The sequence below is a fragment of the Pseudomonas sp. TCU-HL1 genome (assembly GCF_001708505.1).
In the GTDB taxonomy this organism is placed as follows: domain Bacteria; phylum Pseudomonadota; class Gammaproteobacteria; order Pseudomonadales; family Pseudomonadaceae; genus Metapseudomonas.
Window position 1 is genome coordinate 3,686,803 of sequence record NZ_CP015992.1, and the last position, 24,820, is coordinate 3,711,622.

17 protein-coding genes are annotated in these 24,820 nt (G+C 63.8%); 3 read left to right on the forward strand and 14 right to left on the reverse strand.

Annotated elements, in window-relative coordinates; genetic code table 11:
* Positions 1–393: 393 nt before the first annotated feature.
* From THL1_RS17135 to THL1_RS17200, 14 genes are all read right to left on the reverse strand, one after another.
* A complete protein-coding gene (locus THL1_RS17135) occupies positions 394–3,498 on the reverse strand; it encodes an efflux RND transporter permease subunit (protein ID WP_069084355.1) in 3,105 nt (1,034 codons plus the stop codon).
* Complete coding sequence (locus THL1_RS17140) at positions 3,495–4,586, reverse strand: efflux RND transporter periplasmic adaptor subunit (protein WP_069084356.1); 1,092 nt, start codon at positions 4,584–4,586, stop codon at positions 3,495–3,497. Before THL1_RS17140 ends, THL1_RS17135 begins: the two co-directional genes overlap by 4 nt.
* 808 nt (positions 4,587–5,394) lie before the next feature.
* Entirely contained in the window at positions 5,395–6,762 is a 1,368-nt protein-coding gene (locus THL1_RS17145; RefSeq protein ID WP_069084357.1) for a DUF1329 domain-containing protein, read from the reverse strand.
* A 15-nt stretch (positions 6,763–6,777) separates the two neighbouring features.
* The gene (locus tag THL1_RS17150; RefSeq protein ID WP_069084358.1) at positions 6,778–8,649 is read right to left on the reverse strand and encodes a DUF1302 domain-containing protein; all 1,872 of its coding nucleotides are present in this window, start codon (positions 8,647–8,649) and stop codon (positions 6,778–6,780) included.
* Between the two features lie 339 nt (positions 8,650–8,988).
* Positions 8,989–9,654 (reverse strand): hypothetical protein, encoded by a 666-nt coding sequence (locus tag THL1_RS17155; RefSeq protein WP_083245926.1) that lies wholly within the window; start codon positions 9,652–9,654, stop codon positions 8,989–8,991.
* Between the two features lie 34 nt (positions 9,655–9,688).
* A complete protein-coding gene (locus THL1_RS17160; RefSeq protein WP_069084360.1) occupies positions 9,689–10,345 on the reverse strand; it encodes a c-type cytochrome in 657 nt (218 codons plus the stop codon).
* A 9-nt stretch (positions 10,346–10,354) separates the two neighbouring features.
* A complete protein-coding gene (locus THL1_RS17165; protein ID WP_069084361.1) occupies positions 10,355–11,851 on the reverse strand; it encodes a flavin monoamine oxidase family protein in 1,497 nt (498 codons plus the stop codon).
* A 151-nt stretch (positions 11,852–12,002) separates the two neighbouring features.
* Positions 12,003–12,716, reverse strand: a complete 714-nt coding sequence (locus THL1_RS17170; protein WP_069084362.1) for a hypothetical protein — start codon at positions 12,714–12,716, stop codon at positions 12,003–12,005.
* 75 nt (positions 12,717–12,791) lie between these two features.
* Positions 12,792–14,162 (reverse strand): NAD(P)/FAD-dependent oxidoreductase, encoded by a 1,371-nt coding sequence (locus THL1_RS17175; RefSeq protein WP_069084363.1) that lies wholly within the window; start codon positions 14,160–14,162, stop codon positions 12,792–12,794.
* 11 nt (positions 14,163–14,173) lie between these two features.
* A complete protein-coding gene (locus tag THL1_RS17180) occupies positions 14,174–15,412 on the reverse strand; it encodes a thiolase family protein (RefSeq protein WP_069084364.1) in 1,239 nt (412 codons plus the stop codon).
* 17 nt (positions 15,413–15,429) lie between these two features.
* Complete coding sequence (locus tag THL1_RS17185; RefSeq protein ID WP_069084365.1) at positions 15,430–16,989, reverse strand: AMP-binding protein; 1,560 nt, start codon at positions 16,987–16,989, stop codon at positions 15,430–15,432.
* A 10-nt stretch (positions 16,990–16,999) separates the two neighbouring features.
* The gene (locus THL1_RS17190; RefSeq protein ID WP_069084366.1) at positions 17,000–18,133 is read right to left on the reverse strand and encodes a saccharopine dehydrogenase family protein; all 1,134 of its coding nucleotides are present in this window, start codon (positions 18,131–18,133) and stop codon (positions 17,000–17,002) included.
* A 50-nt stretch (positions 18,134–18,183) separates the two neighbouring features.
* Positions 18,184–19,467, reverse strand: a complete 1,284-nt coding sequence (locus THL1_RS17195; protein WP_069084367.1) for an acyl-CoA dehydrogenase family protein — start codon at positions 19,465–19,467, stop codon at positions 18,184–18,186.
* A 455-nt stretch (positions 19,468–19,922) separates the two neighbouring features.
* Entirely contained in the window at positions 19,923–20,966 is a 1,044-nt protein-coding gene (locus tag THL1_RS17200; protein WP_069084368.1) for an AraC family transcriptional regulator, read from the reverse strand.
* Between THL1_RS17200 and THL1_RS17205 the strand changes: the two genes are divergently transcribed.
* From THL1_RS17205 to THL1_RS17215, 3 genes are all read left to right on the forward strand, one after another.
* Positions 20,941–22,269 carry an acetyl-CoA C-acyltransferase family protein gene (locus tag THL1_RS17205; RefSeq protein ID WP_145928325.1) on the forward strand — a complete coding sequence of 443 codons (1,329 nt, stop codon included), beginning with the start codon at positions 20,941–20,943 and terminating at the stop codon, positions 22,267–22,269. The two genes, THL1_RS17200 and THL1_RS17205, sit on opposite strands and share 26 nt — an antisense overlap.
* A gap of 140 nt (positions 22,270–22,409) precedes the next feature.
* The gene (locus THL1_RS17210; RefSeq protein WP_069084370.1) at positions 22,410–23,018 is read left to right on the forward strand and encodes a TetR/AcrR family transcriptional regulator; all 609 of its coding nucleotides are present in this window, start codon (positions 22,410–22,412) and stop codon (positions 23,016–23,018) included.
* Entirely contained in the window at positions 23,015–24,787 is a 1,773-nt protein-coding gene (locus tag THL1_RS17215) for an acyl-CoA dehydrogenase C-terminal domain-containing protein (protein ID WP_069084371.1), read from the forward strand. The genes THL1_RS17210 and THL1_RS17215 overlap by 4 nt, the downstream gene beginning before the upstream one ends.
* Positions 24,788–24,820 lie beyond the last annotated feature (33 nt).

Below are 24,820 nucleotides of genomic sequence, written 5' to 3' on the forward strand. Positions count from 1 at the left end.
GCGCCAGCGCCCGATTTCGTGGGTAGTCCGAGCGCAGCGAGGTCCAACATCCCCTGTTTCCGGAGCCGATCGCCAGACCCGGCACTGGTCCATCGAGCAGAAGGACAGGATTGACGTCCAGCGTGCCCGGTTTCCAGGAGTGCGAACCCGACGGCCTTCAACACCCCCTCATACCGTCACTCGGGCAACCCGCAGGCCTGGAACCGGCTCGCGTGCTCGATGAATCGGGGTCGCAAACGCCAGGCAATGGCTGCGTCAGCATGTCGGCAAGCGCGGAAGCGGCCGCTCATGAACGACCGCCCCGGCTGGATGGATACCAGGAGCATTGATGGCTCGGGGCCTGGCATAAACCTCTCGATCATCTCTGGACGACAGGCCCGGGTTGATGCCCGATTATGAATGTTGCAAGGGCTCGGGCTCTAACCGACTGCGCCGTCCTGTCTCCCATTGCAACAGGAGGGAAATGGCGCAAGGGAGCACCGTGAGGGTCACCACCGTCGCGATGGCGAGCCCGCCGATCACCGCGAAGGCCATGGGCCCCCAGAATATCTGAGGCGCGATGGGAATCATGCCGAGGATCGCCGCGCAGGCCGTTAGCACGATGGGGCGTGCCCGGTGCGTCGCGGCGTGCACGATGGCCTCGCGTGGCGACCGGCCCGCGCCGACATTGATGTCCACTTCCTCGATGAGGATGACGGCGTTGCGGACGATCATGCCGACCAAGGCGATGACGCCGAGCTGCGCCACGAAGCCCATGGGCGTTCCGGTCGGCAGCATGGCCAGGACCACTCCGATCAGGCCGAACGGTGCCATCGCCAGGGCGAGAAACATCCGCGAGAAACTGCGCAGCTGCAGCATCAGCAGCACGCACATCACGAGAGCGGTCACCGGCAATACGGCGGCCAGCGAGGCGCTCCCCTTCGCGGCTTCCTCGACGGCGCCACCGGTTTCGACCTTGTAGCCCTTGGGCAGCCCGGCGGCGAATTGCGCGACGGCGGGCGCGAGCGCCTGTACGACGGTCGCCGCCTCGACGCCCTCACGAACGTCGCCCTGGACGGTGACCAGCGGGAGACGCTGCCTCCGCCAGATGATCGGATCCTCGACGCCGTAGCTGAGCCTGGCAATCTGCGACAGCGGGACGGCAAGTCCCTGGGCCGAGCGGATCTGCAGGTTGGCCAGGGTCGCGAGGTTCGTGCGCTCACCGATTTGCGCGCGGACGACCACGTCAACGAGACGATCCTGGTCGCGCACGGTGGTCACGGTCGTGCCAGAGAAGATCGACGCCATGGCACTGGCGATCTCCTCGGAGGAAAGCCCCAGCGCCCGTGCCTGCGTCTGGTCGATGGCGACGATGACGCTCCGTTGCGGCTCGCCCGACAGCAGATGCACCTCGCGGGTATCCGTGTTGGTCGAGAGCAGGTTGGCGAGCTGTCCGGCCAGGTCGCGCACCTTGCTCTGGTCGGGCCCCGTGACGCGGTACTTAAGGGGCCAGCCAACCGGCGGGCCGAGCTCGAGTGGTGTCGCCCGAGCGATGAGCCCCGGGAATTCCGTCTTGAACAGCCCGGCGAGCTTGGCCTGCAGTGCGTCACGCTCCTCGATGCCCTTGGTCACCACCACCGCCTGGGTCACATTGTCGTTCTGCAGCAGCACCTCCATAGGGAGGTAGAAGCGGATCGCACCGGAACCTACATAGGTCGAGAACAGATCGACACCGGGGTCTTCCTTGAGCAGCTTCTCGAGCTTCAACGCCTCCCGCTCCGTCGCCTCCAGCGACGCGTTCTGCGGCAGCGTCAGGCTGACCAGGAGCTCCGGCCGGTCGGAGGGCGGGAAGAACTGCTGTTCGAGCTGGCCCGAGGCGACAAGCGACAGCGCGAAGGCCACGCCAGCCGCGGCGAGCGTGATCGCGCGATGCCCCAGGGCCCAGGACAAGGCACGCTGGTAGATCCCCATGATCCGGCCGTTGCCATGGCCATGATTCGGTAAGGATTTCGGCAGGAGCAAGGTGCCGAGCAAGGGCGAGAAAAGGACTGCGACCACCCAGGATGCGGACAGCGAGATCAATACCACCATAAACATCGAATAGCAGTATTCACCTGCGCTCGAAGCGGCGAATCCGACCGGGATGAAGCCGGCAATCATCACCAGCGTGCCCGTCAGCATCGGAAAGGCAGTCGAGTCGTAGGCGAAGCTCGCCGCTCGCTTGAGGCTCCAGCCCTCCTCCAGCTTTCCAATCATCGCCTCGACAGTGATCATCGCGTCGTCGACGAGCAGACCAAGGGCGATGATCAACGCACCGAGCGAGATGCGCTGCAGGCCAATGCCGGTGAGCTCCATGCCGATGAAAGTCAGTGCCAGGACAAACGGGATCGAGATGCTGACGACGAGGCCGGCGCGGACGCCGAGCGAGAGGAACGAGACGGCGAGCACGATCGCGATCGCTTCGGCCAGCACCTTCAGGAAACCGCTCACGGCCTGCTTGACGACGGTCGATTGGTCGGCGACCTGGCGCATCTCGATGCCGTGGGGTAACGCTAGGCTTACCTCGTCCATGCGGTCTCGCACCGCTTGCCCGAATTCGAGCAGGTTGCCGCCGGAGGCCATGGAGATGGCGACGCCGAGCGCCTTCTCGCCGTTGACGCGGAACTGCGGCGACGGCGGATCGGCCGGGATACGCCGGATAGTGGCCAGCTCAGTCAGCGGCACGAACCGGTCGTTCGCCCGCAGCGTCATGGTCCGCAGACTCTCCTCGGAGACGAAGCTGCCGCTCACGCGCAGGGCGATCTTGTCGTCCGCCAGGCGCACCGTTCCGGCGGGGCTGACAGCGTTCTGAGCGCTCAGGGCCCTCAGCACCGCCTGCTCGTCCAGGCCGAAGGCGGCCAGCAGACTGGGGGAGAATTCGACGGCGATCTGTTCCTCCTGCACGCCCAGGAGCTGCACCTTGCCGATGCTCGGGATGCGCAGCAATTCCGCACGCACGCCCTCGAGGTAGTCGCGCAACTCCCGATCCGAGAATCCCTCGGCCGTGAACCCGTAGATCTGGCCATAGGTGTCGCCGAACTCGTCGTCGAAGAACGGACCCTGGACCCCGCTGGGGAGGGTCGCGGCGATATCGGCCATCTTCTTGCGCACCTGGTACCAGGCATCGGGGACGATGTCTGCCGGCGCATCGTCGCGCAGGTTCACCATGATCACCGTCTCGCCTGGGCGCGTGTAGCTGTCGAGCCGGTCGAGCCACGGGATCTCCTCGAGCTTCTTCTCCAGACGATCGGTCAGCAGCTTCGTCGTGTCATCGATGTTCGCGCCGGGCCAGCGAGCGGCCACCACCATGGTCTTGATGGTGAAGGCCGGGTCTTCGTTGCGACTCAGTTTCGAATAACTCATCGCGCCGCCGAGCAGCGTGATCAGCATGAGGAAGAAGATCAGCGGCTTCTGCGCGATAGACCAGGCCGAGAGGTTGAAGCCGCCCTGCCCTTCCGGACCTGCCTTGTTCGAACTCATTTGGCCACCTCGCCGGCATCGTAGGTGACTTTCTGGCCGGGCCTGAGTTTGCTCACACCCGCGGTGACCACGGCATCGCCTTCGCTGAGCCCGGACTCGACCAGCGCTTGCGTCGCCGTGTAGCGCGCCACCACCACCGGTTTTCGGACAAGCTCCTGGCTGGTGGGCTGGACCACGAACACCGCAGGGTCGCCGGCCTCGCTCGTCAAGGCCGAGGACGGCAGGATAATGAGCGACTTGCCGGGCAGGATCAGGCGTCCCGTTACCGTGGTGCCCAGCGCCATGGTAACGGGGGCGTCGGGCAGCGCGATACGGACGCGATAGGTGCGGGTCGCCGGGTCCGCAGTCGGGCTCGCATCGCGGACCCGGCCGATCACCTTGACTGAGGGATCGGAGAGGAGCGCAACTTCGACTTGCACGTCGGAGGGCACGCTAGTGTAGATCCGCTCGGACACGTTGAAGACGGCATCGCGTTCATGGGTGGAAGACAGCTTGATCGCCGGCTGGCCGGCTTCGACGACTTGCCCGGCGTTGACCAGGACCGCACTGACGATGGCGTCGTCGGGCGCACGGAGCTCGGTGTAGGTCAGCTTGTTGCGGGCGGTTTGCAGTCCCGTTCTGGCGACCTTGAGCTTGGCGTTGGCGGCGCGCCAGTTGGCCTCGGCTTCCTCGACCCGCGCCCGCGCGACGAACTGCTTCGCGAAGAGGGTGCGCTGCCGATCGAGCTCCGACTTCGCCAATCCTTCCGCCGCCTCGGCACTCTTCACCTCGGCCTCGGCCGTCAGCACTTCGTTCTGAACGTCGTTCGGATCGAGAGTCGCCAGAACCTGCCCCTTGACGACACTCATGCCGATCTCCGCGACACGGGTCGCGACGCGGCCGTCGATGCGGAAGCCGAGGTTGGTTTCGACATTCGCCTGGATTTCGCCCGTCTGGGCGACCTCCTCGCCGATGGAGGCAGCCTTCGCGATGACCGTGCGGACGGGACGCGGCGCCTCCGTCGTTTGTATTTCCTCCTGACACCCCGTCAGTGCCATGACCAGGCTGCAGGCATAGCCGCAGAACAGGAATGTCTTGAGTAGCTTCATCTCGAGTCTCCTTGCTCAAGCACGAGCAGTACTGAGCGACACACACACTCCCGGAGTTCTGTGCGTACGGCGCTGAAAATCGATAGAGCCTTTCATGGCACGAACCTCTGAAGCCTGTGTTGTTTTGCTGAACGGTAATCCCGGGTAAATTTAACACAACACACGTTATCTTTAATATTCATCAGACGAAATTAGCCCTGCTCCGGAGCTCGGCAACGGATCGGCAGTCCGGCATAAGGCATTGGCGCTTGGCTCATTCGCGCGTGGCCTGCGGGTTTCTGTTTCGCCTACCCGGGCGAGTCCCTTTCTCAATCGACGGATGGCCCCCGCCCTCCAAAAAGGAACCAAAAGGCTTGCCCCTGCCTCCGAATTCGGCGTCCCCGCCCAGCATCGTCGCTCCGGGAGTACGGCGCGAGGGACGGTCCATGCCGCTCGCCCGCCCTGACGGGGCAGTTCGCGCGGCGTCACCTTCATTGCGTCATTTCAGGTCCGTACAGGAATCCAGGACTGCGTGGACTCGCCGGCGCGAGTCAACCCTCTCCTCTTCAGGGGTAAAGAGGCACGCTTTCGGAATCATCGCTTCCGGTGCCGATGAACGACTGAGCGCGAAGCGATCCGGCTGGGGCGCAGAGCGGGGGCGGGCGCGAGGGCAACATCCGCAGGCTTGGTTTCAGACAAGGGCGCTCACGCAACATTGCCACTCCAGCGTGAGCAGACCTCTCCCCCCGACATTCCGCGAAGAACCAAAAAAAACCGCCCCGAAGGGCGGCAAAAAGGAGCGGGCTTGTGGCCCACTATGGAGTAGTCGTCAGCGAATGCCCGAGCTTCGCAGTGCGGCGGCGGTGTACTCGGCGGCGCTGGAGGTGAATCCGAACTGCAGCGGTTCCTTCTCCTCGTTGTGCATGCCGGACACGATGTATCGGCCGTTGATCAGGTCATACAGCGCCTCAGTGCCGAGCCAGGGGATCTGCAGGTCGTACATCGGTGAGAGGTGGCCTTCGGCGACGCGCCAGAGGGCGCCACGCGCGTCGTAATGATCGGCCAGCGCAATCTGCCAGCTGTCCTCGTCGACGAAGAAGACCCGCTTGGCGTAGATATGCCGCTCGCCTGGCTTGAGGGTCGCCTCGACCTGCCAGACGCGATGCAGCTCGTAGCGGGTCAGCTCGGGATTGATATGCCCGGGCTTGATGATGTCGCTGTACTTGAGGTCAGCCCCGTCGAGCCGGTAGCTGTTGTAGGGGATGTAGATTTCGCGCTTGCCGACCAGTTTCCAGTCGTAGCGATCCGGTGCGCCGTTGAACATGTCCTGGTTGTCGGCGACACGCTGGCCGTCAGCAGCTGGATAGGGACCGTCATAGGAGACCTGCGGCGCTCGGCGCACACGGCGCTGCCCAGCGTTGTACAGCCAGGCCAGGCGCGGTTCCTTGACCTGATCGAGGGTCTCGTGCACCAGCAGCACGTCACCGGCCAGGCGCGTCGGGGCGGTCACCAATTGCTTGTAGTAGAACAGGACGTTGCCGGGATTGGCCGGATCGAAATCGGCGAGCCGATCGCGAAAGGTGAACTGATCCTTGAAGTGCACCGGCACGAAGGTCCCGTTGGCCAGCGGCGCGGCCTGCACATGGCTGCGCTTGACGCTGCCGCCGCGGTAGCGGGTGATGTGATTCCACACCACTTCCAGGCCGTTCTGCGGGATCGGGAAAGGCACCGCCACGGCGAACTCGGACAAGCCGTTCCCGCCCTCGACCATGGAGGTCCTGGTCGCGTTCTGCCTGGCGGCCTCGTAGACGAAGTCCGGCGCGTTGGCGCTTCGATGGCTGGAGTAGACGGGCAGCTCGTAGGTCGCGGCGTAGCGCTTGAACATGGCCAGTTGGCCGGGCGTCAGGTTGTCCTGGTACTGCGCCAGGTTCTGCGCCGTGATGACGAACAGCGGCTGCTCGCCCGCGAAGGGGTTGCTGAGGAAACCGGCGGCATCCCGGCGGCCGGCGTCCTTGGCAAGGCCGCCGGTCCAGGCGGGGATGGTGCCGGCGGCATTGCCAGCCATTTCGGCACCCAGCGGAGTGAGCACGCCGCCGAGCTGGCGGGTCTGCTCGGCACTGACCGCGGCCAGGGCGCACTGGCCGGACAGGGCGAGGTTCAGCATGAGCGAAGAGGTCAGCAGGACTGTCTTTTTCATGTGCAGGGACTCCACTTAGAAGGACACACCGAAGCTCAGGGCCACGAAGTCGCGATCAATCGAGGTGTTGTACTGGCCACCGAAGAAATCGGTGTAGGAGAGGCTGGCGGTGTAGGTGCTCTGGTACTCGCCATCCAGCCCCAGGCTGACCGCCTTGGCGCCCTCGTTGAACAGGCCATTGGGACCGTTTCCGGCGACGTCATGCGACCAGGACAGGCTCGGTTTGAGGGTGATGCCGGCGACGACATTGGGGTATTCCCAGATCGCCCGCGCGCGGTAGCCCCAGGCGGTGCTGGTGACGAACCCCTCGTCCTCGCAGTACCTGGCGACATTCTCGGCATTCGGGTTGCCACCCAGGGTCTGGCTGTTGAGGATCGGGCAGGCGCCACCGGGCAGCGGACCGGGGCCGAACATCTGGTCGCGGCCATAGCGGACATCGCTGGAGTGCTCCAGTCCACCCACATGCACCACACCGACCTCGCCCACCAGGATCAGGCGGGAAGCCCCCATGACCTGATCGAGGAAGTGCGTGAGGGTGGTCTGGAACTGCGTGACTTCCTTACGCCGGTAGCCATGCAGATCCTGGCCCGGCACGCCGCTCAGGATGGAGGCATTGTCGAACAGGGGGTTGCCAGTGAGCGGCGTCAGGCCCGAATAGAGAATGTCCGTGGTGTTGATTTGTACCGGCGCATTCGGGCGATAGCTGATCTCGCCGCTCCAGGCGGTACCGGTGGGCAGGGTGGTGGAGAAGCTCAAGCCGTAGAGGCGTATATCCTCCGGATACTCCAGGAAGTAGCGCGAGTTACCCGCGACTACCAGGGGCGCCGCAGGGCCGAAGAGATCGGCGACGCCGTAGGCGGCGGCACCCGGCGCCGTGGCGCTGAAGATCGGTGTCCGGCTGTGATAGTTCATGAAGTACGCGCCGAACTCGGTATCCAGCGGCTCGGAGTAGTAGCGCAGCGCGGTTCCCCACTGGCCGCCGTCGCGCGCGTCCCGGTCACCGCCGCGACGGACGATCACCCCCTCGTCGGGCTCGCCCCAGGCAATGCCACTGGCCTGCAGCCCGGGAATCACGCCCGCGAATCCGGCATCGATCAGTTGCTGGCGGGTCGAGAGTACGGCCAGTTCGTTGCTGCAGCCGTCGGCCGCCACATCCTGCTGGGAGAAGAACGTGCCGCAGTTGTCGACCACAGTCTGGTCCCACTCCAGCTGGTAGAACAGCTCGGCGGAGAGGTTCTCGCTCAGGCTCTGCGAGACATAGAACATGTTGACCGGGATCAGGCCCTCCTTGATCTCGGCGCCCGGGCGACGGAAGGCCGCGACGTCGATCGGATTGATCGAGTTGATGCTGTTGAGGATGAAGGTGCTCTCGCCCCAGCTCACCACTTGCTTGCCCAGGCGCACGGAGCCGGGCAGATCGTCGATGGTGTAGTTGTGGTAGAGGAAGGCATCGAGCAGCTCGGCACCCGAGGCCTGGGCGGCCTGCTTGCGGTTGGAGTCGTCGATGTCCTTGAACAGGCGGTGTTCGTCCTTCAGTTCGAAGTCGTACCAGTACTTGCCCCGGACGAAGACGCCGCTATCGCCGTAACGCAGCTCGAGGTCGTGCACGCCCTTGAAGATCTTCGAGAAGGTCTCGCCCTTCTTGAAGTTCAGGTGGCCGTCGTCCGAGGACGGCGCCAGGCCGTCACCGCCATTGTTGAAGGCGATCAGGTCCGGGTCGGCACCGCGCACCGACCAGTTGGCGCCGACCGACAGCTGCGAGTCGAACTGCCCCTCCAGCTCCCCGATGTTGAACGTGGCGGCCTGTGCCGGCACGCACGTTCCAGCGGCCATGCCCATCGCACAGGCAAGCCAGGCCGGTTGCCACCTTGGTTGTCTCATTGTCATGCGTCTACCTCTTGTTGTTGTGTTCGGTATCCAGGCAAGTGCTTTTTCGAGGACGACGCTCCCCGTTCCGGCGCGACGAGGAGTCAACCGGTCTGGTACATCGAGGTCTGGGAACGTCGGCCAGGGTGAGGGCTAGGGAGGGAGCAGCGCTGCGTTCAAATCCGTGAACTCCAGTTGGGGTGGGGCTTGCGACTCCGTTGGCAAGAACGTCATCGCGACTGAGCCGAGGGGCGCTTGGAAGTGTGCAAGGTGGTTGCGGCTTTCTTTCCGGGAAGGGCTGGACCCACAGGGTGAGTCGCCGGGTAATGGCGACTCACCCCATGACGCTGCGCAGTCAGGTCAGCGGGCCATCACGAGGGGCCGGGACGAAGCCGTTGTCGTACGCTCCAGGGCGCCATAGGCGTAGTACTGCTGGACTATCTGGCAACCCCAGACGGTAAGGGCGTAGATCATGAACTCCATCTTGTCCTCGTCGCCCGGGATTGGGAGGAAGTCATAAACGACCGCCACTGCCAAAGCAGCCGCCGTAGTCACGGTATTGAGCAGAGCATGCATGGACTCGCCGGCACGCAGCAGTCGCCAAGTGAAATAGCAGAGATAGAGGGTGTAGCAGGCCCACATGAAGAGGTAGTAATACGGCAACAGCCCTTTAACGAAGTCGGCCAGTACCAGCACGAAGGTGGCAGCGAAAGTGACCGCGAAAATCATGATGTCTTTGGTAAACGAAGGCCTGTAGTTATGGGTGACCGCCATCAGGCCAAGCGTGGCCACAATCGGGACACCGAAAGCGCGGGAAAAAGCATCAAGGAAGAAAGAGATGCTGTAGCCAACCTTGAAACCCGTCACGAGGAATAACAGTAGATTCGAAGCAGAGAAGGCCACGATCAGCCACTCGAATCCGAGCAGATAGTTCTTCCGAATGCGCACATACTTGAGGCCGTAAACCACACCGCAAGTGATCAGAAAGACGCTGGAAAGAAGCGCAAGAACTTCCTTAACTTCCATAGCAATAACCTCAATCAAATACTCTTCAGATGGTTCACTTCGCCACAGGGACGAGTGCCGCGAGATAGTGGGAAAGTGCCTGACGATCATCCGCGGACAAGGTCGAGACGATGGCTGTCATCGCGCCCGTCGAATCCTTGCGCCGCCCTTCCGCAAAGGCATTCAGTTGGGCCAGCAGGTAATCGTGCCCCTGCCCGGCCAACCGCGGGAACTGGTCGCGCCCCATCAACCCTTCGCCGTGGCACGCCGCGCAACCTCCGTTCACCACCAGCTTCTGCCCCTTCTCCCGCAGCACGGGATCAGCCTTGAAGGAGCTGTTTTCCACTGCCGACTGCTTGGCGAAGTACGCCGACAACTGCTGGACATCAGCCTCGCTAAGGGTCATAGCCAACGGCCCCATGTTCGGATTGGCCCGCGTGCCACTGGCGAAATTGCGCAGTTGGTTGGTCAGGTAGGCAGCAGGTTGACCCGCCAGGCTGGGATACCCCTGATGCTGCGACTTGCCTTGAACGCCATGACAACCTACGCAGGCATCGACCAGGCGTGGCCACGGACCGCCATCGGCTTCCTTGGCCTCTGTGGAGGTGCTGATGTGATCCATCAGACGATAAAGATCGAGGCCATCACGTCCGTAAAAAGCCAGCAGCCCGGCAATGACCACGACTACAGCCAGCGCTATCAATTTCTTCATCTTCATCTCCTACACCCGACGCAGGGCGTTGAGCGCCTGCAGGGCACTTTGGTGGCCCGAGCGCACGGCACCGTCCATGTAGCCGGCCCAGATGTCCGCAGTCTCGGTACCGGACCAGATCAGATTGCCGCAGGGTGGTCGCAGCGCCTCGCCGTGGGTGGTCCAGAAGCCCGGCGGGATGGCCGATACACAGGTGAGCGTCCAGGGATCGTCACGCCCCCAGTCCTGGTCGTGGTATGCGACGGAATGCAGTGCCTCGTCGCCCCACGCCCGGGCAAAGATTTCCGTCAGGGCGTGCTTGGCCGTTGTGGGGTCAGAAGGAAGATTGGCGTTGGAGATGAAGGCGTTGATGATGCCGATCTCACCATTGGGCGGCGAGTTGTCCCAGGCCCAGTAAATGGGACCACCCACCATGAAGATGTGCCCGTTCAGCCCCTTGTCGCGCCAGAACGGCCGGGGATACACCATGGCCATCTTGCGTGCCGGCGAATGTGCGGGCCAGGCGCGCTGCAGCGCAGCACGCGCCGCTGGCAGGGCCGGCTCGAACTGAACCTGGTTGCACAATGCAGGATGGATGGCCACGATGACCTTGCGTGCGCGCACAAGCCCTTGGTCCGTGTGCAGGGTCACGACCTCGCGATCCCAGTCGGAGATTCTGCGTACCGGGCACTGCAAGCGCACCTTGTCGCCCAACTGCTCTGCCATCTTGATACTGAGAATCTGCGAGCCGCCGACAAAGCGCGTGCCTTGAGCGCTGTCCTTGACCGAGTCGAGCTTCTCGTACTCCTTGTTGGCCGAATTGATCATGGACAAATAGTGCAGCAGCCCCATTTTGGCCGGACTTGCACCACCAGTAAGCGTCAGGGCGGCATCCCAGCCGGAATACTCCTCAGGCTTGATGTTCTGCGTGGCCAACCAGTCGCCAACCGAGAGCTTGTCCAATTCGGCAGCCTTGGGAGACTTCCAGGGTGCTCCCGAGGGCACATCGTGCGACATCTCGCTCAGCTTGTCCGCCACGGCCATGTCGGTGCCGAAGGTGCCCTCGAGATCAATCTCGAGCCGCCCGTTCCCGCCCATCATCACCGTACGGCCTTGGTAGTACTGCGGGAAGGTGCCGACCTCGAGCTGGCGCGCGAGGTCCTCCACCGCGGTCTGGCCCGGTCCAATCCACTGCCCACCGACCTCTGAGATATAGCCGTCCCCGACCTCGTAATTGAGAGTACGTCCTCCTACTCGATTCCGCGCCTCCAGGACCAGGAAGGACTGGCTGCCGGCCAGCTGCAGGTCGCGGGCGGCGGTCAGGCCGGCCAACCCCGCACCGATGATGACGACGTCCAGCACGTCGTCTTGCTCCGTCGCCGCACTCGCGGCGCCGGGAATCTCGCTGGCCCGCACCAGCCCCGAGCCCAGGCCGATACCGCCAATGGCCGCCGTGGCGCCCGCCAGCTTCAGCAATTGCCGCCGCTTGAGATCGGGAGAAGGATTTGAGGTGGGCTTGTCCGCCATACTTGTCGCCTCACGCATTTTGTTATTGAAGTCGTCGTTCTTGTCGCGGCATCGAAAAACGGCGGCATATGCCTGCCGCCGAACTCGCCGGACACGCCGGCGGTCAATGTCTTTATTGGAATTCAGCGAACCTCGTGGCTCGGGCCGCGCGTCAGCCCGTCACCAGAGTGCAGGCCGGTTTGCGCAGTAATTGGGTGCCGAACACGATCATCCACATCGGGAAGATCAGGACGACCAGGACGAGCATCGCGTTGGAGAGAGCAGCCAGCTGCGGAAAGAAACCCGCCAGGAAGAACAGGCCGAAGCACCAGCCGACGACGCTGAGAGGCAGCAATACCAACCGGCCCCAGCCAGCGCGCTTGAGATGGCCACCGACCACCAGCCCCCAGAACAATACGACCGGACCCTCGCACCACCACAATCCTTGCTGACTACCGACAGCGATGCTGGTCCAGACAACTTCCGCTGCTTTGGCGGCTTCACCACCCGCCACATGAGCGTCGGCCAACGGGTTCAGCACGGAAAGTTGCAGGGCTGCGCCGATGACACCCAGGGCCACGTAGAGGGCGATGGCGAGCACAGCGATATCCCCAAGGGTGCCCGCCTGTTCACGAAAGACGCTCCAGAGGTAGCCGCCGATCACCAGCACCGGCAGATAGAAACCGAGAATGTCGGCGAGCATGGACAGCCGGAAAAACTCTCGGATCTCTGCCGGGAACGCCAGCATCGCCGCACCGTCCAGTGAAACGGTCATATCACCCTGGGTGACCATCAACATGAAGCCGACATTCAGGTAGGCAAAGATGCCGCCCAGAATCGCGGTCCAGGCGGTGACGCGCACTGCCTCTTTTGAGTTGTTATTCATCATCGCTCCGCGCAAGCAGAAATGTTGTGTTCGGAACTGTGCGGATATTCCCGCGATGTCAGTTCCGGTTCTCGGTCAGTTAGCGGCGCCGCCCTGCACCTTACGATTCACCCAGTTGTCCATCAGGTTCGCCGCCCCCAGCGCCAGCTTGACGGCGCACCACTGCAAGGGCTCAGGGAGGGTCGAGGGCGTCTTGTGGCGCAACGCGGCCAGCAGAGGATGCTCGACACCGCCAATTCGCTCGGCGAGCAGGTAGCCCATCAGCGATTGGGTGGCGACGCCGTGCCCGGAACACCCGGCGGTATAAATGACGTTCTTCTGGGCGCCGGTCTCACCAACAACCGGCAGCGCGTCATAAGCCATGCTGACGTACCCGCTCCAACTCGACTGGATGCCGAGGCCGCGCAAGGTTGGGAAGCGGTCGTTCAGCGCCACCGCCAACTCTCGATAAGCGACGTCATCCGGCACATTCGGGGTTTGCGAGCCATACGCATAACCGAGCCGTTTCGTCGTGATGACCAGCGTGTTGCGGGCGGTCAGGCGATGGCTCTCCATCGTCCAGTGCGAGGTAATCAAGCCTTCCCTGCCCTGCCAGCCCAGGGAGGTCAGTTGCGCCGAGGACAGCGGCTCGGTCTCGATCGCCGAGACTCGTAGTGGTACCACCTTGTCCTTGAGAAGGCCGAGCTGCGGGGTATAGGCGTTTGTGGCCAGCACCAGGTAGGGAGCGCTCGCCGTGCCCCTTCTGGTCACACACCTGATGGTCGGACCTTCGGTGTAGGACAGTAGCTGCGTGTTTTCGTAGAGCTTCACACCGGCCTGGAGCGCGGCATGCCGCAACCCCATCACATACTTGCCGGGATCCAGGGTGCCGCCGTGCTGCTGGGCATAACCGAACAGAAACGCAGGCGGGATACCGCGGGCCCGCATTTCGGCCTGGTCGAGGAACTGGGTCTTGGAACCAAGCTCCAGGCCAAGCTCCATGGCCTTGCGGATTTTCTTCTCCTGAGACGGATGAACGCCGACGCGAATATTTCCCGATCGGTTGTAATCGCAGTCGATGCCGAGCTCGTCGAGCCGTCGCTCTACATAGGTGACACCCTCGTCGTAGAAGCTGACGATCTTCTTCGCCTGCTCAATCCCGACGCGGTTGACGAAGAATTCGAATTCGATCCCCAGGCTGCCACCGAGATAGCCCGCATTGCGCCCACTCGCGCCGAAGCCGGCGAACTCTTGCTCAAGCACGATGACCTTCGCACCGAGAGCCGTCAGCTCCAACGCGGTGGACAGCCCGGCAAAGCCTGCGCCGACCACGATCACGTCGGCGCTGACATCACCCTCCAACTCCGGCTGCAGGTCAGCCGGCCTCTCCACCCACCCGCCGAGTCGACGAAAGTGCCCGACTTCACGGCTGGTCTTGTTTTCCGCGTCTCGACGGGTTGCTGACATGACACGTTCTCCTATCGGCTCAGGATGTGAACTGCAACGGCGCCTTCCTCGACCCCGATGAGCCCCCCGCCGTTCTCCTGGATTGCATGGCGCGCACCCTCGACCTGACGGCCCCCCGCCTCGCCACGCAGCTGGGTGGTGAGTTCGTAGAGCTGGCCGATGCCGGTTGCGCCGAGCGGGTGCCCCTTGGACTCCAGGCCGCCGGACGGGTTGATCGGAATCCGGCCGCCCACGGTGAAGTCACCGCGCTCGGCACAGACTCCGCCCAGCCCCATGGGAGCCAGACCGAGGTTTTCCGCCTGGATGATCTCACCCATGGCGGACGCGTCGTGGACCTCGGCTACATGCATGTCCTGGGGCCCCAGGCCGGCGATCTCGTAGGCCTGCAGCGCGGCCAGGTGGCTGACGTGCTTCTCCGGCTCGTCGATGCTCCGCAGGGTGAAGCTGCGGATCACGCTGGCGGCGATCTTCACGCAGCGCCGGGGGTCGGCGCCGATCCGCTTCAGGCCGGCCTCGGTGCAGATGATCGCGGCGGCGGCGCCGTCGGTCATGGGTGCGCACATCGGCAGGGTGATCGGATAGGTGATCGGCGGTGCCGCCAGCACTTCTTCGATGGTGAAGGGCTTGCGGAACTGCGAGTAAGGGTTATGCACCGAGTGGTTGTGGTTCTTCGCGCACACCGCCGCGATCTGCCGCTGGGTGGTGCCGTAGGTTTTCATGTGCCAACGACAGAAGCCGGCGTAGATGGACATGAAGCGGCTGTACGGACGGTCGGACTCCGAACCGGGCGGCGGCACGACACCGTCGCCCATCTTCGACAGGATGGCGAAGTTCTCCTCGGCGCGGGCGACGTCCCATCCTGCTTCGAACAGGGCGAAGGACTTCGCCTTGTCGGCCACCACCATCTTCTCGCAGCCCAGGGCCAGCGCCACGTCGGTGGCACCAGCGCGCAGGCTCTGTACTGCCAGGTGAACGGCGGTGCTGCCCGAAGCGCAAGCGTTCTCGACGTTGTAAGCCGGCACCCCTTCGATGCCGATCTTGCTCATGATCACCTGCCCAGGGATGGACAGCTGACCCTGCAACGCACCGTTGGTGATGCCGGCGTAGAAGACGGCACCGATGTCAGAACGTTGCGCGCCGGAATCCGCCAGCGCGCCGTTGAGCGCCTCCAGGGCAAGATCCTGGAGGCTGCGATCCGGATGACGACCGAACTCGGTCATGGCAATGCCGGCAATGTAAATGGGTTCCATCAGAAGACTCCTCGACTTCAGATCCGCCGGTTGGCGCCTTGCCAGTAACGGGCACGCAGGTCTTTCTTGAGCACCTTGCCGACCGGGCTGCGTGGCAGAGCATCAACGACGTCTACGGTCTTCGGCGCCTTCACCGAGCCCAGCTTGTCCTTGCACAGGGCAATCAGCGCTTCGGCGTCGATGCTCTGACCCTCGTTCAACTCGATGACGGCCTTGACCGCCTCGCCCCACTTCTCGTCCGGCACACCGATCACCGCGCAATCGCGTACGGCCGGGTGGCTCCAGATCACCTGCTCGACTTCACTCGGGTACACGTTGAAGCCACCCGAGATGATCATGTCCTTCTTGCGGTCGGTGATGTGCAGGTAGCCATCGGCATCGAGGTGACCGATGTCGCCGGTGTGCAGCCAGCCATCGATGATGGTCTCAGCAGTCTTCTGCGGGTCCTTGTAGTACCCCTTCATGATCAGGTCGCCGCGCACGCAGATTTCGCCGGTTTCACCCTGGGCGAGAATCTCGTTGTCGTCGTTCATGATCTCGACGCGGATCAGCGGGTTGGGCCGACCGACCGAGGACAGCCGTGCATCGCTGGCGACCTCGCCATTGACGAAGTGCTCGCCCGGCGACAGGTGCGCGATTGCACCCGGCGCCTCGGTCTGCCCGTAGCCTTCCATCATCACCGGGCCGAAGACCTCGATCGCCTGGCGCAGTTTCTCCACCGACATCGGCGCAGCGCCGTAGAGGAAGTAGCGCAGCGAAGAGAAGTCGACTTTCTTGTTGAGGTCGGGAATATCCAGCAGCCGGTAGATGACCGTCGGCGGCAGGAAGAACTCAGTCACCTTGTGCTGCGGGATTGCCGCCAGCAGCAGCTGCGGCTCCGGCTTGGTGATCACCACGACGGTGCCACCCCTGGCCGTGCAGGGCATGGACAGCATGCCGGCGGTGTGGGTCATGGGGGCCGCCGCCAGGTTCACGGGCCGGGTTCCAGCCGGATAGGGCGTATTGATCATGAAGTGTGCGAAGCTGGTCTGCACACTGCGATGGGTATTCATGACGCCCTTGGGCAGGCCCGTCGTACCACCGGTGGGGCCCAGCCAGATCACATCGTCCGGATTGACCGCAACACCCGGGTCGACCGGCGGTTGCCCAGCCATGAAAGCCGCCAGTGACTCAGCTCCCTCAGCCTCACCGTCAATGCAGATCAACTGGCGGATCTTAGGCAGCTGCGACCGCAAGGTGGAGATCGTCTCGGCGAACTCCCGCTGGAAGAACAGGACTTCGCAGTCGAAGGCATCCAGCACGTAACGGTTCTCCTCGGGCGCGTTGCGCGCGCCCACCGGAATCCAGCACATGTTGGCGCGCCACAGACCCAGGGCACAGAGCCAAGCAGTGACATCGTTGGCCGCCCATACGGCGCCCTTCACTCCCGGCACGAATCCCCTTGCAAGCAGAGCGTTGGCGATGCGGCAGGACATTTCCCCCGCTTCGGTAAAGGTCGTGACTGCGCCGTCCTGGATATAGGCAGGCCCCTGCGGATTGATCCGCCAGCCACGGTCGAAGAAATCAATGATTGCCATCGTCGTCACTTCACAGCTGGGTGATGGTTGCGCGAGCCAGGCCGCGTTGCTCGAGGAAGCCGAGCATGTAGCGGTGGCCGAAGGCCTTGGAGGAGGACGCGAAGCCCACTTTGGCAACGTCGTTGTCCAGCAGCTTGACCGCAGCCGCCGCGTGCAGCGCACCGGTGGCGATGTAGGGGGTGATGCCGTGCACGGTGGCACGCACCGCCGAAAGCTGACCGCGACCAATGGCGAAGTCCACCGTGCGCTGCAGGGTGCTGCGCTCGCGCGGCGGCATGCTCGGGGTGGTGGAATCCACCAGGTTCTGGATCACCGCGTCCTGCTGCTCCTTGGGCAGATGCTTGTACTCGGTCTCCCACTTCTGCCCCAGGGCATGGACGGTCCTCATCACCGGGTTGTCGTAGAAGCCGACACAGGACATGCAGCTGCGCACGCGGCCGTCATTCTGGAAATAGATCGGCAGCGAGGTGCCGCCCCACGGCAAGCAGAACACGGACTCCAGCAGACTGGGGCAGACCACGTTGAAGCTGGTGTTGGGCGCGTACGGAACCAGTTCCTTCTCCCACAGGTAACCACCCGGGTGTCGGAAGCCTTCGAAGATGGTGGCGGTGGAGCCCACGGTCACGCCGGCGGCGCCAACGCGCGGGCCGCGGGTCAGGGTTGCAGTTTCCAGGGAGTCGACACCGGGGGTTTCCAGGGCCAGCTCAGCGGCGATCTCGGCGAAGGTGTACATGTAGGCCAGCGAGGGCGACAGCAGCAGACCCGCCTGGCGGTACAGCTCGCCGAACTGGTCGCGCAGGGCACGGATATGCTCCTGCTCACCGGCCGGGTCCAGGTAGTGGCAGCCAGCTTTCAGGGCGGCCTCAGCGGTGGTCAGACCGAAGTTGACGAACGGGCCGACAGTGTTGCAAACAACTTTGGCCCCCTTGAAGACGGCAGTCAGGGCCTCGACCTCGTGCGGGCACTCGACGATCTCGTAGGTAGCCGACTCCAGGCCGACGACGCGTTGCGCCATCATCTCCTGGGCACGCTTGGCGTTACGGGCCACGGCAGTGAAGGGAATCTTCTGGTCAATGAGCCAGTCCATGGTGAGCATGCCGGTGTAACCGCTCGCGCCATAGACAACGACAGGATATTTGGCCATTGGGGTGTTCCTCGCTTTTGTTCTTGGATGGATTGAATCAGGTGATCGAATCAGTTCTGGGCCCAGCCTTCGGCGTAGAGCTGCTGCGCAAGCAACCCCAAGCGCATGGTCAGGATGCGGTTCTCGCCGTCTTCGATCAGGGCGGACTGGGTATCGCGTAGCAGCTTCTCGATGGGGTATTCGAGGGTGGTGCCATTACCGCCGAACAGGCGGAATGCCTCCTCCACCACCGCCAACGCTTCTTCGGTCACGGTGACCTTGGCCGAGGCTGTGGCATAGGGATGGGTCTGTGGCGAGAGGCGTGCGAAGCTCAGTGAGCGCCGGGCAACCGCACGGGCGATTTCCACGCGGCGGAGCATTTCGCCCAGGCGCAGGCGGGTCATCTGGTGATCGATCAGCATCCGACCACCCTGGCGGCGCTCGTGGCAGTACTGCAGCGCCAGCTCGAAGGCCGCCCGGGCGACACCGGTGAACACCTGGCTCATATGGGTACCGGCGTAAGACCAGGAGGAGCTCACGGCGCCGTAGTAACCGTCCTTCTCGGCAATGGCGAAGCGCCGCGGGACACGCACGTCATCGAAGTAGATTTCCCCTTGGGGCAACGAACGCTGCCCGATCTTCTCCAGCGGCTTGCCCTTGGAAACCCCCTTGATATCCAGCGGGACGATCACAGCGATGCCATTGGGCAAACCATCCTCGCCGTAGAAACCGTCACCGTAGTCGGCGCACATCAGACCGAATGCCACCTGCGCGACAGCACCGTTGGACACCCAGGCCGAGCTCTGGCCGTTGATGATGATCTCGTCGCCAACGACCTTGGCGGTCAGGTTGCCGATGTTGGCCGGCGTACCTACGGGCCAGTCGCGCTTGATATCAAGCAGCTGATTGTCGCTGCCACGATCCGGCTGGGTGGCCATCCAGCAGCCAATCCGGCCCTGGCACAGCTCGATCAGTTCGGTGTTGCCGGCTGCGACTGCCATCTGCAGCGGGAAGCCAGCACAACCAAGGGACACCGCCAGACCAGCATCGCCCCACCCCAGCTCTTCGCCAATCATGGATTCGATCCGCACCGCCATCTCCGGCGGCAGCTCCGCCAGCAGCGCGGGGTCCAGCCCCAGCTTGGCGAACTCGCTGAACACCGAGTAGTAGGGCGAACCCGGCGCGGTCACTTCTTCGGCGGTCATGCGGTCAAGCTCGCGACCCAGCGGGCGCAGAACTTCCTTGGCGAAGCGGTGCACGGACGCCTGGATGGCGGCCTCTTCCTCAGTGAGCGGAGTCTCGAAGCCCGAAAGGCCGGCGGCCGGCAGGGTCAGTTTGGACTTGAGGGTAATCATCAAGCCACCTCCGCCGATTGCGGCATGCGAGCCAGCGGGCGCTGAATGTTCTGGCAGCTGGATTGAAAGGCGGACGAAGCAACGGCCGATCCGCTGGCGAAACCTCTGCAGACGGCGAAGCCGTCGTGGGGACGGGAACCTGTCTTGAAGCTTTTCATGTACGACCTCCAGGGGGTCTCTTGTTGTTTCGCAGCACTGTAATCCCGTGCAATTTTTTACGCAACACTTGTTATGCAAAACACTGGTTATGCCAATGCCGATAACCGGTCGCGCCGACGAGCGGGCGATCCACCATGGGCAGGGAATGGCGTGGCGTCCCTCTTTCTAAGCGGGGTCGCGACCTGGCGTGCAGGGGAAGGCGTCGCGCGGGAAAGGCCCAGGCGACGGTGGGTCAGCAGGCGTCGAGCCTGGGAATGGCGGGTTACGCGACAAGGCGGGCGCTTGCCGCGCTGGGTTCAGCCCCTGCCGGCGGCCTGGGTGTCCCGGTAGCGTCCCGGGCTCATGCCGGTCCACTGGCGAAAGGCTCGATGAAACGCGCTGGGCTCCTGGAATCCGCAACGAATTGCGATCTCGGAGATGCTCAAGGTCTCATCGTTGAGGTAATCGAAGGCCAATGCCTTACGCACCTCGTGCTTGATCACCTGATAGGAAAAACCCTCACGCTCCAGTTGTCGGCGGAAGGCGGATTCGCTCATCGACACCTGACTTGCCATCTGCGTCTGGGACGGCCAGTCCAGCTCGGGGGAGGTCTTGAGGCGGCGATAGACGTCGGCCGAAAGCCCTGATCGATTACGGAATCGCACCACCACGCCCTCTGGCGCGTGACGGAGGAACTGCTTGAGACTGGCGAAGTTGCGGATCACCGGCAGCGACAGCTGGGCGGATCCGAACTCCACCTCGGTACGCCCGGCCTCGAACTCGATCCAGGGTCCCCAGAGCAGGGGGTCGGCTCCGTGTGGAGGCGGCGGATGCCCGAACTGGGTACGGTCGAAATTGAGCCGGCGCCCCACCATCCAGCAGGCCACGCCAATGACCATGCTGAGATAGATCTCCTCGGCAACACCCCGAATGGCAGGATCGTTGATACGGGTTTGCAGAACGATTGCAGTGCGACTGCCGCGCAACTCCAGGTGCGCGCGGATGTCACGCAGGAACAGATTGAAGCCGGATAGGCACTGGCGCAGTGCACGCCCCAGATCCGGCTCGTGGAGCACACTGCGGCAGATGATCGCGAACGTACCACGGGGCATACCGCCGGAATCAAAGGCGAAGAACTCATCTCCCAGTTCCTCGGTGAGCAGTAGCCACAGTCGCGTCACCGAGTCCGCCGGCACCCGGCGTAGTGGCTCATCGAGCCAGGACGGCTCGATACCGGCTTCGCGCAGTAGCGCCTCCACGCGCTTCGGAACATGTGCCAACCGGTGCATCGCAGCCTTTACGAAATAGGCGGCCACCGAGTCATTTGTCCGGACGATGTGCTCCAAAGCGTTGCCCGTCATAGTCCTTGTCCATCAGCTGATATGTCCAAATTCGACATCCGAGTGCGCGCAATTCCGGCATAGGTCGGTAGCCCGCTCCCCCCCTAGACTCCCGACCATCAATCCAGGAGCGTCTCAGATGAACAGACCTGAAGTTTTCGTTGTCAGCGCGGTGCGCACCGCCATCGGCACCTACGGCGGCACCCTGAAGGACACCCCGCCCGCTGAACTGGCCACCCTGGTCACCCGTACCGCCCTGTCGCGCGCCGATTGCGATCCGCAACAGGTGGAACATGTGGTGTTCGGCAACGTCATTCCTACCACACCCAAGGACGCCTACATAAGTCGAGTCGCCGCGCTGCAGGCGGGCATTCCCAAGGAAACCCCGGCCTTCTCGGTCAATCGCCTGTGCGGCTCTGGCCTGCAAGCTATCGTCAGCGCCGCCCAGGGCTTGTTGCTGGGGGACTCTCGAATCGCCATTGCCGGTGGTGCCGAATGCATGAGCCAGGGCGGCTACCTGGTACCCAGCGTACGTTGGGGCGCGCGCATGGGCGACAGCAAGATGCTCGACTTCATGCTCGGCGCACTGCATGACCCGCTGCACGGCATCCACATGGGCATCACCGCTGAGAACGTCGCCAAGCTGCACGGAATCACCCGTGAAGACCAGGATGCCCTGGCCCTGCAGAGCCAGCAGCGCGCGGCCCGCGCCATCGCCGAGGGACGTTTCGCTAGCCAGATCGTCCCCGTGGAAATCCAGACCCGCAAGGGCGTGACCCAGTTCGAGATCGACGAGCACGTGCGCGCTGAGGTGACGCTCGAGCAATTGGCGAAGATGAAGCCGGCCTTCACCGAAGGCGGCACCGTTACCGCCGGCAACGCCTCCGGCCTCAACGACGGCGCCAGCGCCCTGCTGCTGGCCACCGGCGACGCGGTGAAGGACCAGGGCCTGCAGCCCATGGCCCGTCTGGTTGCCTACGCCCATGCGGGCGTCGAGCCTACCGTGATGGGTCTCGGCCCCATCCCCGCAACCCGCCTGGCCTTGCAACGCGCGGGGCTGACCGTGGCCGACCTCGACGTGATCGAGTCCAACGAAGCCTTCGCCGCCCAGGCCTGCGCGGTGTCGCGCGAACTCGGTTTCGATCCGGAGAAGGTGAACCCCAACGGTTCCGGCATCTCCCTGGGGCATCCGATCGGTGCCTCCGGCGCGATCATCGCCACCAAGGCGATCCACGAGCTGCAACGGATCAAGGGCCGCTACGCCCTGGCCACCATGTGCATCGGCGGCGGCCAAGGCATCGCCGTCATCTTCGAACGCGTCTGAAGGGAGCCGGTCGGGGCACGTCAGCCGGACTCCGCCCACGACACGGATCCTGCGGTATCCCGACCGGTTCCTTCGGCGCGTTCCGCCTTCGCGGCGGTGACATTCCAGCCTCGTCTCGTCCAAACGAAAGGGTTTGAAACATGAATACAGCCAAGTGCATCGAGCCCGTATCGCCGGCCGCCAGCGCTGGCTCGCGCTTCGAACGCAACCGCCCCAGAGCCCTGGAACTGTTCGCCCAGCGCGGTTTCGCCCAGGTCAGCCTGCGGGAACTGGCCAGCCATCTCGAACTCACCGCCGGTTCGCTCTACAACCACTGCAGCAGCAAGGAAGAGCTGCTGCTGGAGTTCATCGAAGAGCACTACATGGCGCTGCTGTCTCTGTTCGACCGCCGCCACCGCCGGGAGTCCCCCAAGGCGACCCTGCAGGTGGTAATCCAGAGGCTAATAGCACTACACGAGTCTCACCCCTTGCACTTCCAGCTGGCATCCCGCGACGCCGGCTGTCTCAAACCAAACCAGCGGCTGTACATCGACCGCCTGCGCCAGCAGTTGCGCCGGCAGCTCGACTTGCTGCTATGCGCCGTAGGTCTGATCGGTCCCGGGCAGAGCAGCGTGCCAGCCCTGGAACTGTTCGAGCACCTGCCTCGGTGGCTGTCGATCTATCCGCTGGACGAGCGGCAACGCTGCGAGGTCCTCATGCGCCTGCTAACAACCGCCAACCCCATTCCAACTCCAGAGATTCGACCATGACCGACTACAAGGCCCCCCTGCGCGATATCCACTTCCTGTTGGACGATGTCTTCGATGCCGAGGCGAAATGGTCGGTTCTGCCCGGCTTCGCCGGCAACCTCGATATCGACACCGCAGGTGCCATCCTGGAGGAAGCCGGCAAGTTGGCCAGCTCATCCCTGGCACCGCTGAACCGCAGCGGCGATGAGGAGGGCGCACGCTGGCGCGACGGTGTGGTGACTACGCCAACTGGTTTCAAGGAGGCCTACGCCACCTACGCCGAGGGCGGCTGGGTCGGTCTGTCCGGCAACCCGGATTTCGGCGGCATGGGCATGCCGAAGATGCTCGCCGTGCACGTCGAGGAAATGCTCTACGCGGCCAACAGCAGCTTCACCCTGTATTCGGTGCTGAGCAGCGGTGCCTGCCTGGCCATCGATACCCATGCGAGCACCGAACTGAAGGCAACCTACCTGCCGCGCATGTACGCGGGCCGCTGGGCGGGTTCCATGTGCCTGACCGAAGCCCATGCCGGTACCGACCTCGGCCTCATTCGCACCCGCGCCGAACCCAAGGCCGATGGCAGTTACGCCATTTCCGGCAGCAAGATCTTCATTACCGGCGGCGAGCAGGACCTGACCGAGAACATCGTCCACCTGGTGCTGGCCAAGCTGCCCGATGCCCCGGCCGGACCGAAGGGTATTTCGCTATTCCTGGTACCCAAGTTCCTGGTGAGTGCCGATGGCACCCTGAGCGAGCGCAACGCACTGTCCTGCGGTTCCATCGAGCACAAGATGGGCATCAAGGCCTCGGCCACCTGCGTGATGAACTTCGATGGCGCCACCGGCTGGCTCGTCGGCGAGCCCAACAAGGGCCTGGCGGCGATGTTCACCATGATGAACTACGAGCGCCTGTCCATCGGCATCCAGGGCATCGGCTGCGCCGAGGCGTCCTACCAGGCCGCAGTGGCCTATGCCCGCGACCGCCTGCAAAGCCGTGCCCCTGGTGGCCCTGTAGCCAAGGACAAGGCAGCCGATCCGATCATCCACCACCCCGACGTACGCCGCATGCTGCTGACCATGAAGGCGCTGAACGAGGGAGGCCGCGCCCTGGCGACCTATGTGGGCGCCCAGCTGGATATCGCCAAGCACGGCGCCGATGCCGTGACGCGCGAAGCGGCGCAGACCCGGGTGGCCTTGCTCACCCCGGTGGCCAAGGCCTTCTTCACCGACACTGGCCTGGAAAGCTGTATAAACGGCCAGCAGGTATTCGGTGGCCACGGCTACATCCGCGAATGGGGCCAGGAGCAGCTGGTACGCGACGTGCGCATCGCACAGATCTACGAGGGCACCAACGGCATCCAGGCCCTCGACCTGCTAGGCCGCAAGGTACTCGCCGATGGCGGCAAGGCCCTGGACGAGTTCCTTGCGGAGATTCGCCGCTACGCTGAAGAGTCCGGCGTCGAGCATCGCGCTGCCCTGCTCGATGCTGTCCAGAAGCTGGAGGAAACCAGCTACTGGGTGCGTGATCAGGCTGGCCAGGACAGCCGCCAAGTGGGCGCCGCCTCGGTGGAATACCTGCACCTGTTCGGATACGTCACCTACGCCTACCTCTGGTCGAAAATGGCCAGCGTGGCCAAGAGCAGGATGGACGCAGACCCGGAGTTCTATTCGGCGAAGCTGTCCACTGCAGGCTTCTTCTTCAACCGCATCCTGCCCCGCATCGAGGGCTTGGCGGCCTGCGTGCGCGGGGGAGCTGACAGCCTCTACGAACTCGCTGAAGCACAGTTCTAACGCTCTCAGCTCAAGTTCCAGGGTCGGCATCCC

Excerpts from the sequence above, each read along its gene's own strand:
- THL1_RS17135 (WP_069084355.1), bottom strand. The coding sequence starts at position 3,498 with ATGAGTTCGAACAAGGCAGGTCCGGAAGGGCAGGGCGGCTTCAACCTC.
- THL1_RS17140 (WP_069084356.1), bottom strand. The coding sequence starts at position 4,586 with ATGAAGCTACTCAAGACATTCCTGTTCTGCGGCTATGCCTGCAGCCTG.
- THL1_RS17145 (WP_069084357.1), bottom strand. The coding sequence starts at position 6,762 with ATGAAAAAGACAGTCCTGCTGACCTCTTCGCTCATGCTGAACCTCGCC.
- THL1_RS17150 (WP_069084358.1), bottom strand. The coding sequence starts at position 8,649 with ATGACAATGAGACAACCAAGGTGGCAACCGGCCTGGCTTGCCTGTGCG.
- THL1_RS17155 (WP_083245926.1), bottom strand. The coding sequence starts at position 9,654 with ATGGAAGTTAAGGAAGTTCTTGCGCTTCTTTCCAGCGTCTTTCTGATC.
- THL1_RS17160 (WP_069084360.1), bottom strand. The coding sequence starts at position 10,345 with ATGAAGAAATTGATAGCGCTGGCTGTAGTCGTGGTCATTGCCGGGCTG.
- THL1_RS17165 (WP_069084361.1), bottom strand. The coding sequence starts at position 11,851 with ATGGCGGACAAGCCCACCTCAAATCCTTCTCCCGATCTCAAGCGGCGG.
- THL1_RS17170 (WP_069084362.1), bottom strand. The coding sequence starts at position 12,716 with ATGAATAACAACTCAAAAGAGGCAGTGCGCGTCACCGCCTGGACCGCG.
- THL1_RS17175 (WP_069084363.1), bottom strand. The coding sequence starts at position 14,162 with ATGTCAGCAACCCGTCGAGACGCGGAAAACAAGACCAGCCGTGAAGTC.
- THL1_RS17180 (WP_069084364.1), bottom strand. The coding sequence starts at position 15,412 with ATGGAACCCATTTACATTGCCGGCATTGCCATGACCGAGTTCGGTCGT.
- THL1_RS17185 (WP_069084365.1), bottom strand. The coding sequence starts at position 16,989 with ATGGCAATCATTGATTTCTTCGACCGTGGCTGGCGGATCAATCCGCAG.
- THL1_RS17190 (WP_069084366.1), bottom strand. The coding sequence starts at position 18,133 with ATGGCCAAATATCCTGTCGTTGTCTATGGCGCGAGCGGTTACACCGGC.
- THL1_RS17195 (WP_069084367.1), bottom strand. The coding sequence starts at position 19,467 with ATGATTACCCTCAAGTCCAAACTGACCCTGCCGGCCGCCGGCCTTTCG.
- THL1_RS17205 (WP_145928325.1), top strand. The coding sequence starts at position 20,941 with ATGTGCTCCAAAGCGTTGCCCGTCATAGTCCTTGTCCATCAGCTGATA.
- THL1_RS17200 (WP_069084368.1), bottom strand. The coding sequence starts at position 20,966 with ATGACGGGCAACGCTTTGGAGCACATCGTCCGGACAAATGACTCGGTG.
- THL1_RS17210 (WP_069084370.1), top strand. The coding sequence starts at position 22,410 with ATGAATACAGCCAAGTGCATCGAGCCCGTATCGCCGGCCGCCAGCGCT.
- THL1_RS17215 (WP_069084371.1), top strand. The coding sequence starts at position 23,015 with ATGACCGACTACAAGGCCCCCCTGCGCGATATCCACTTCCTGTTGGAC.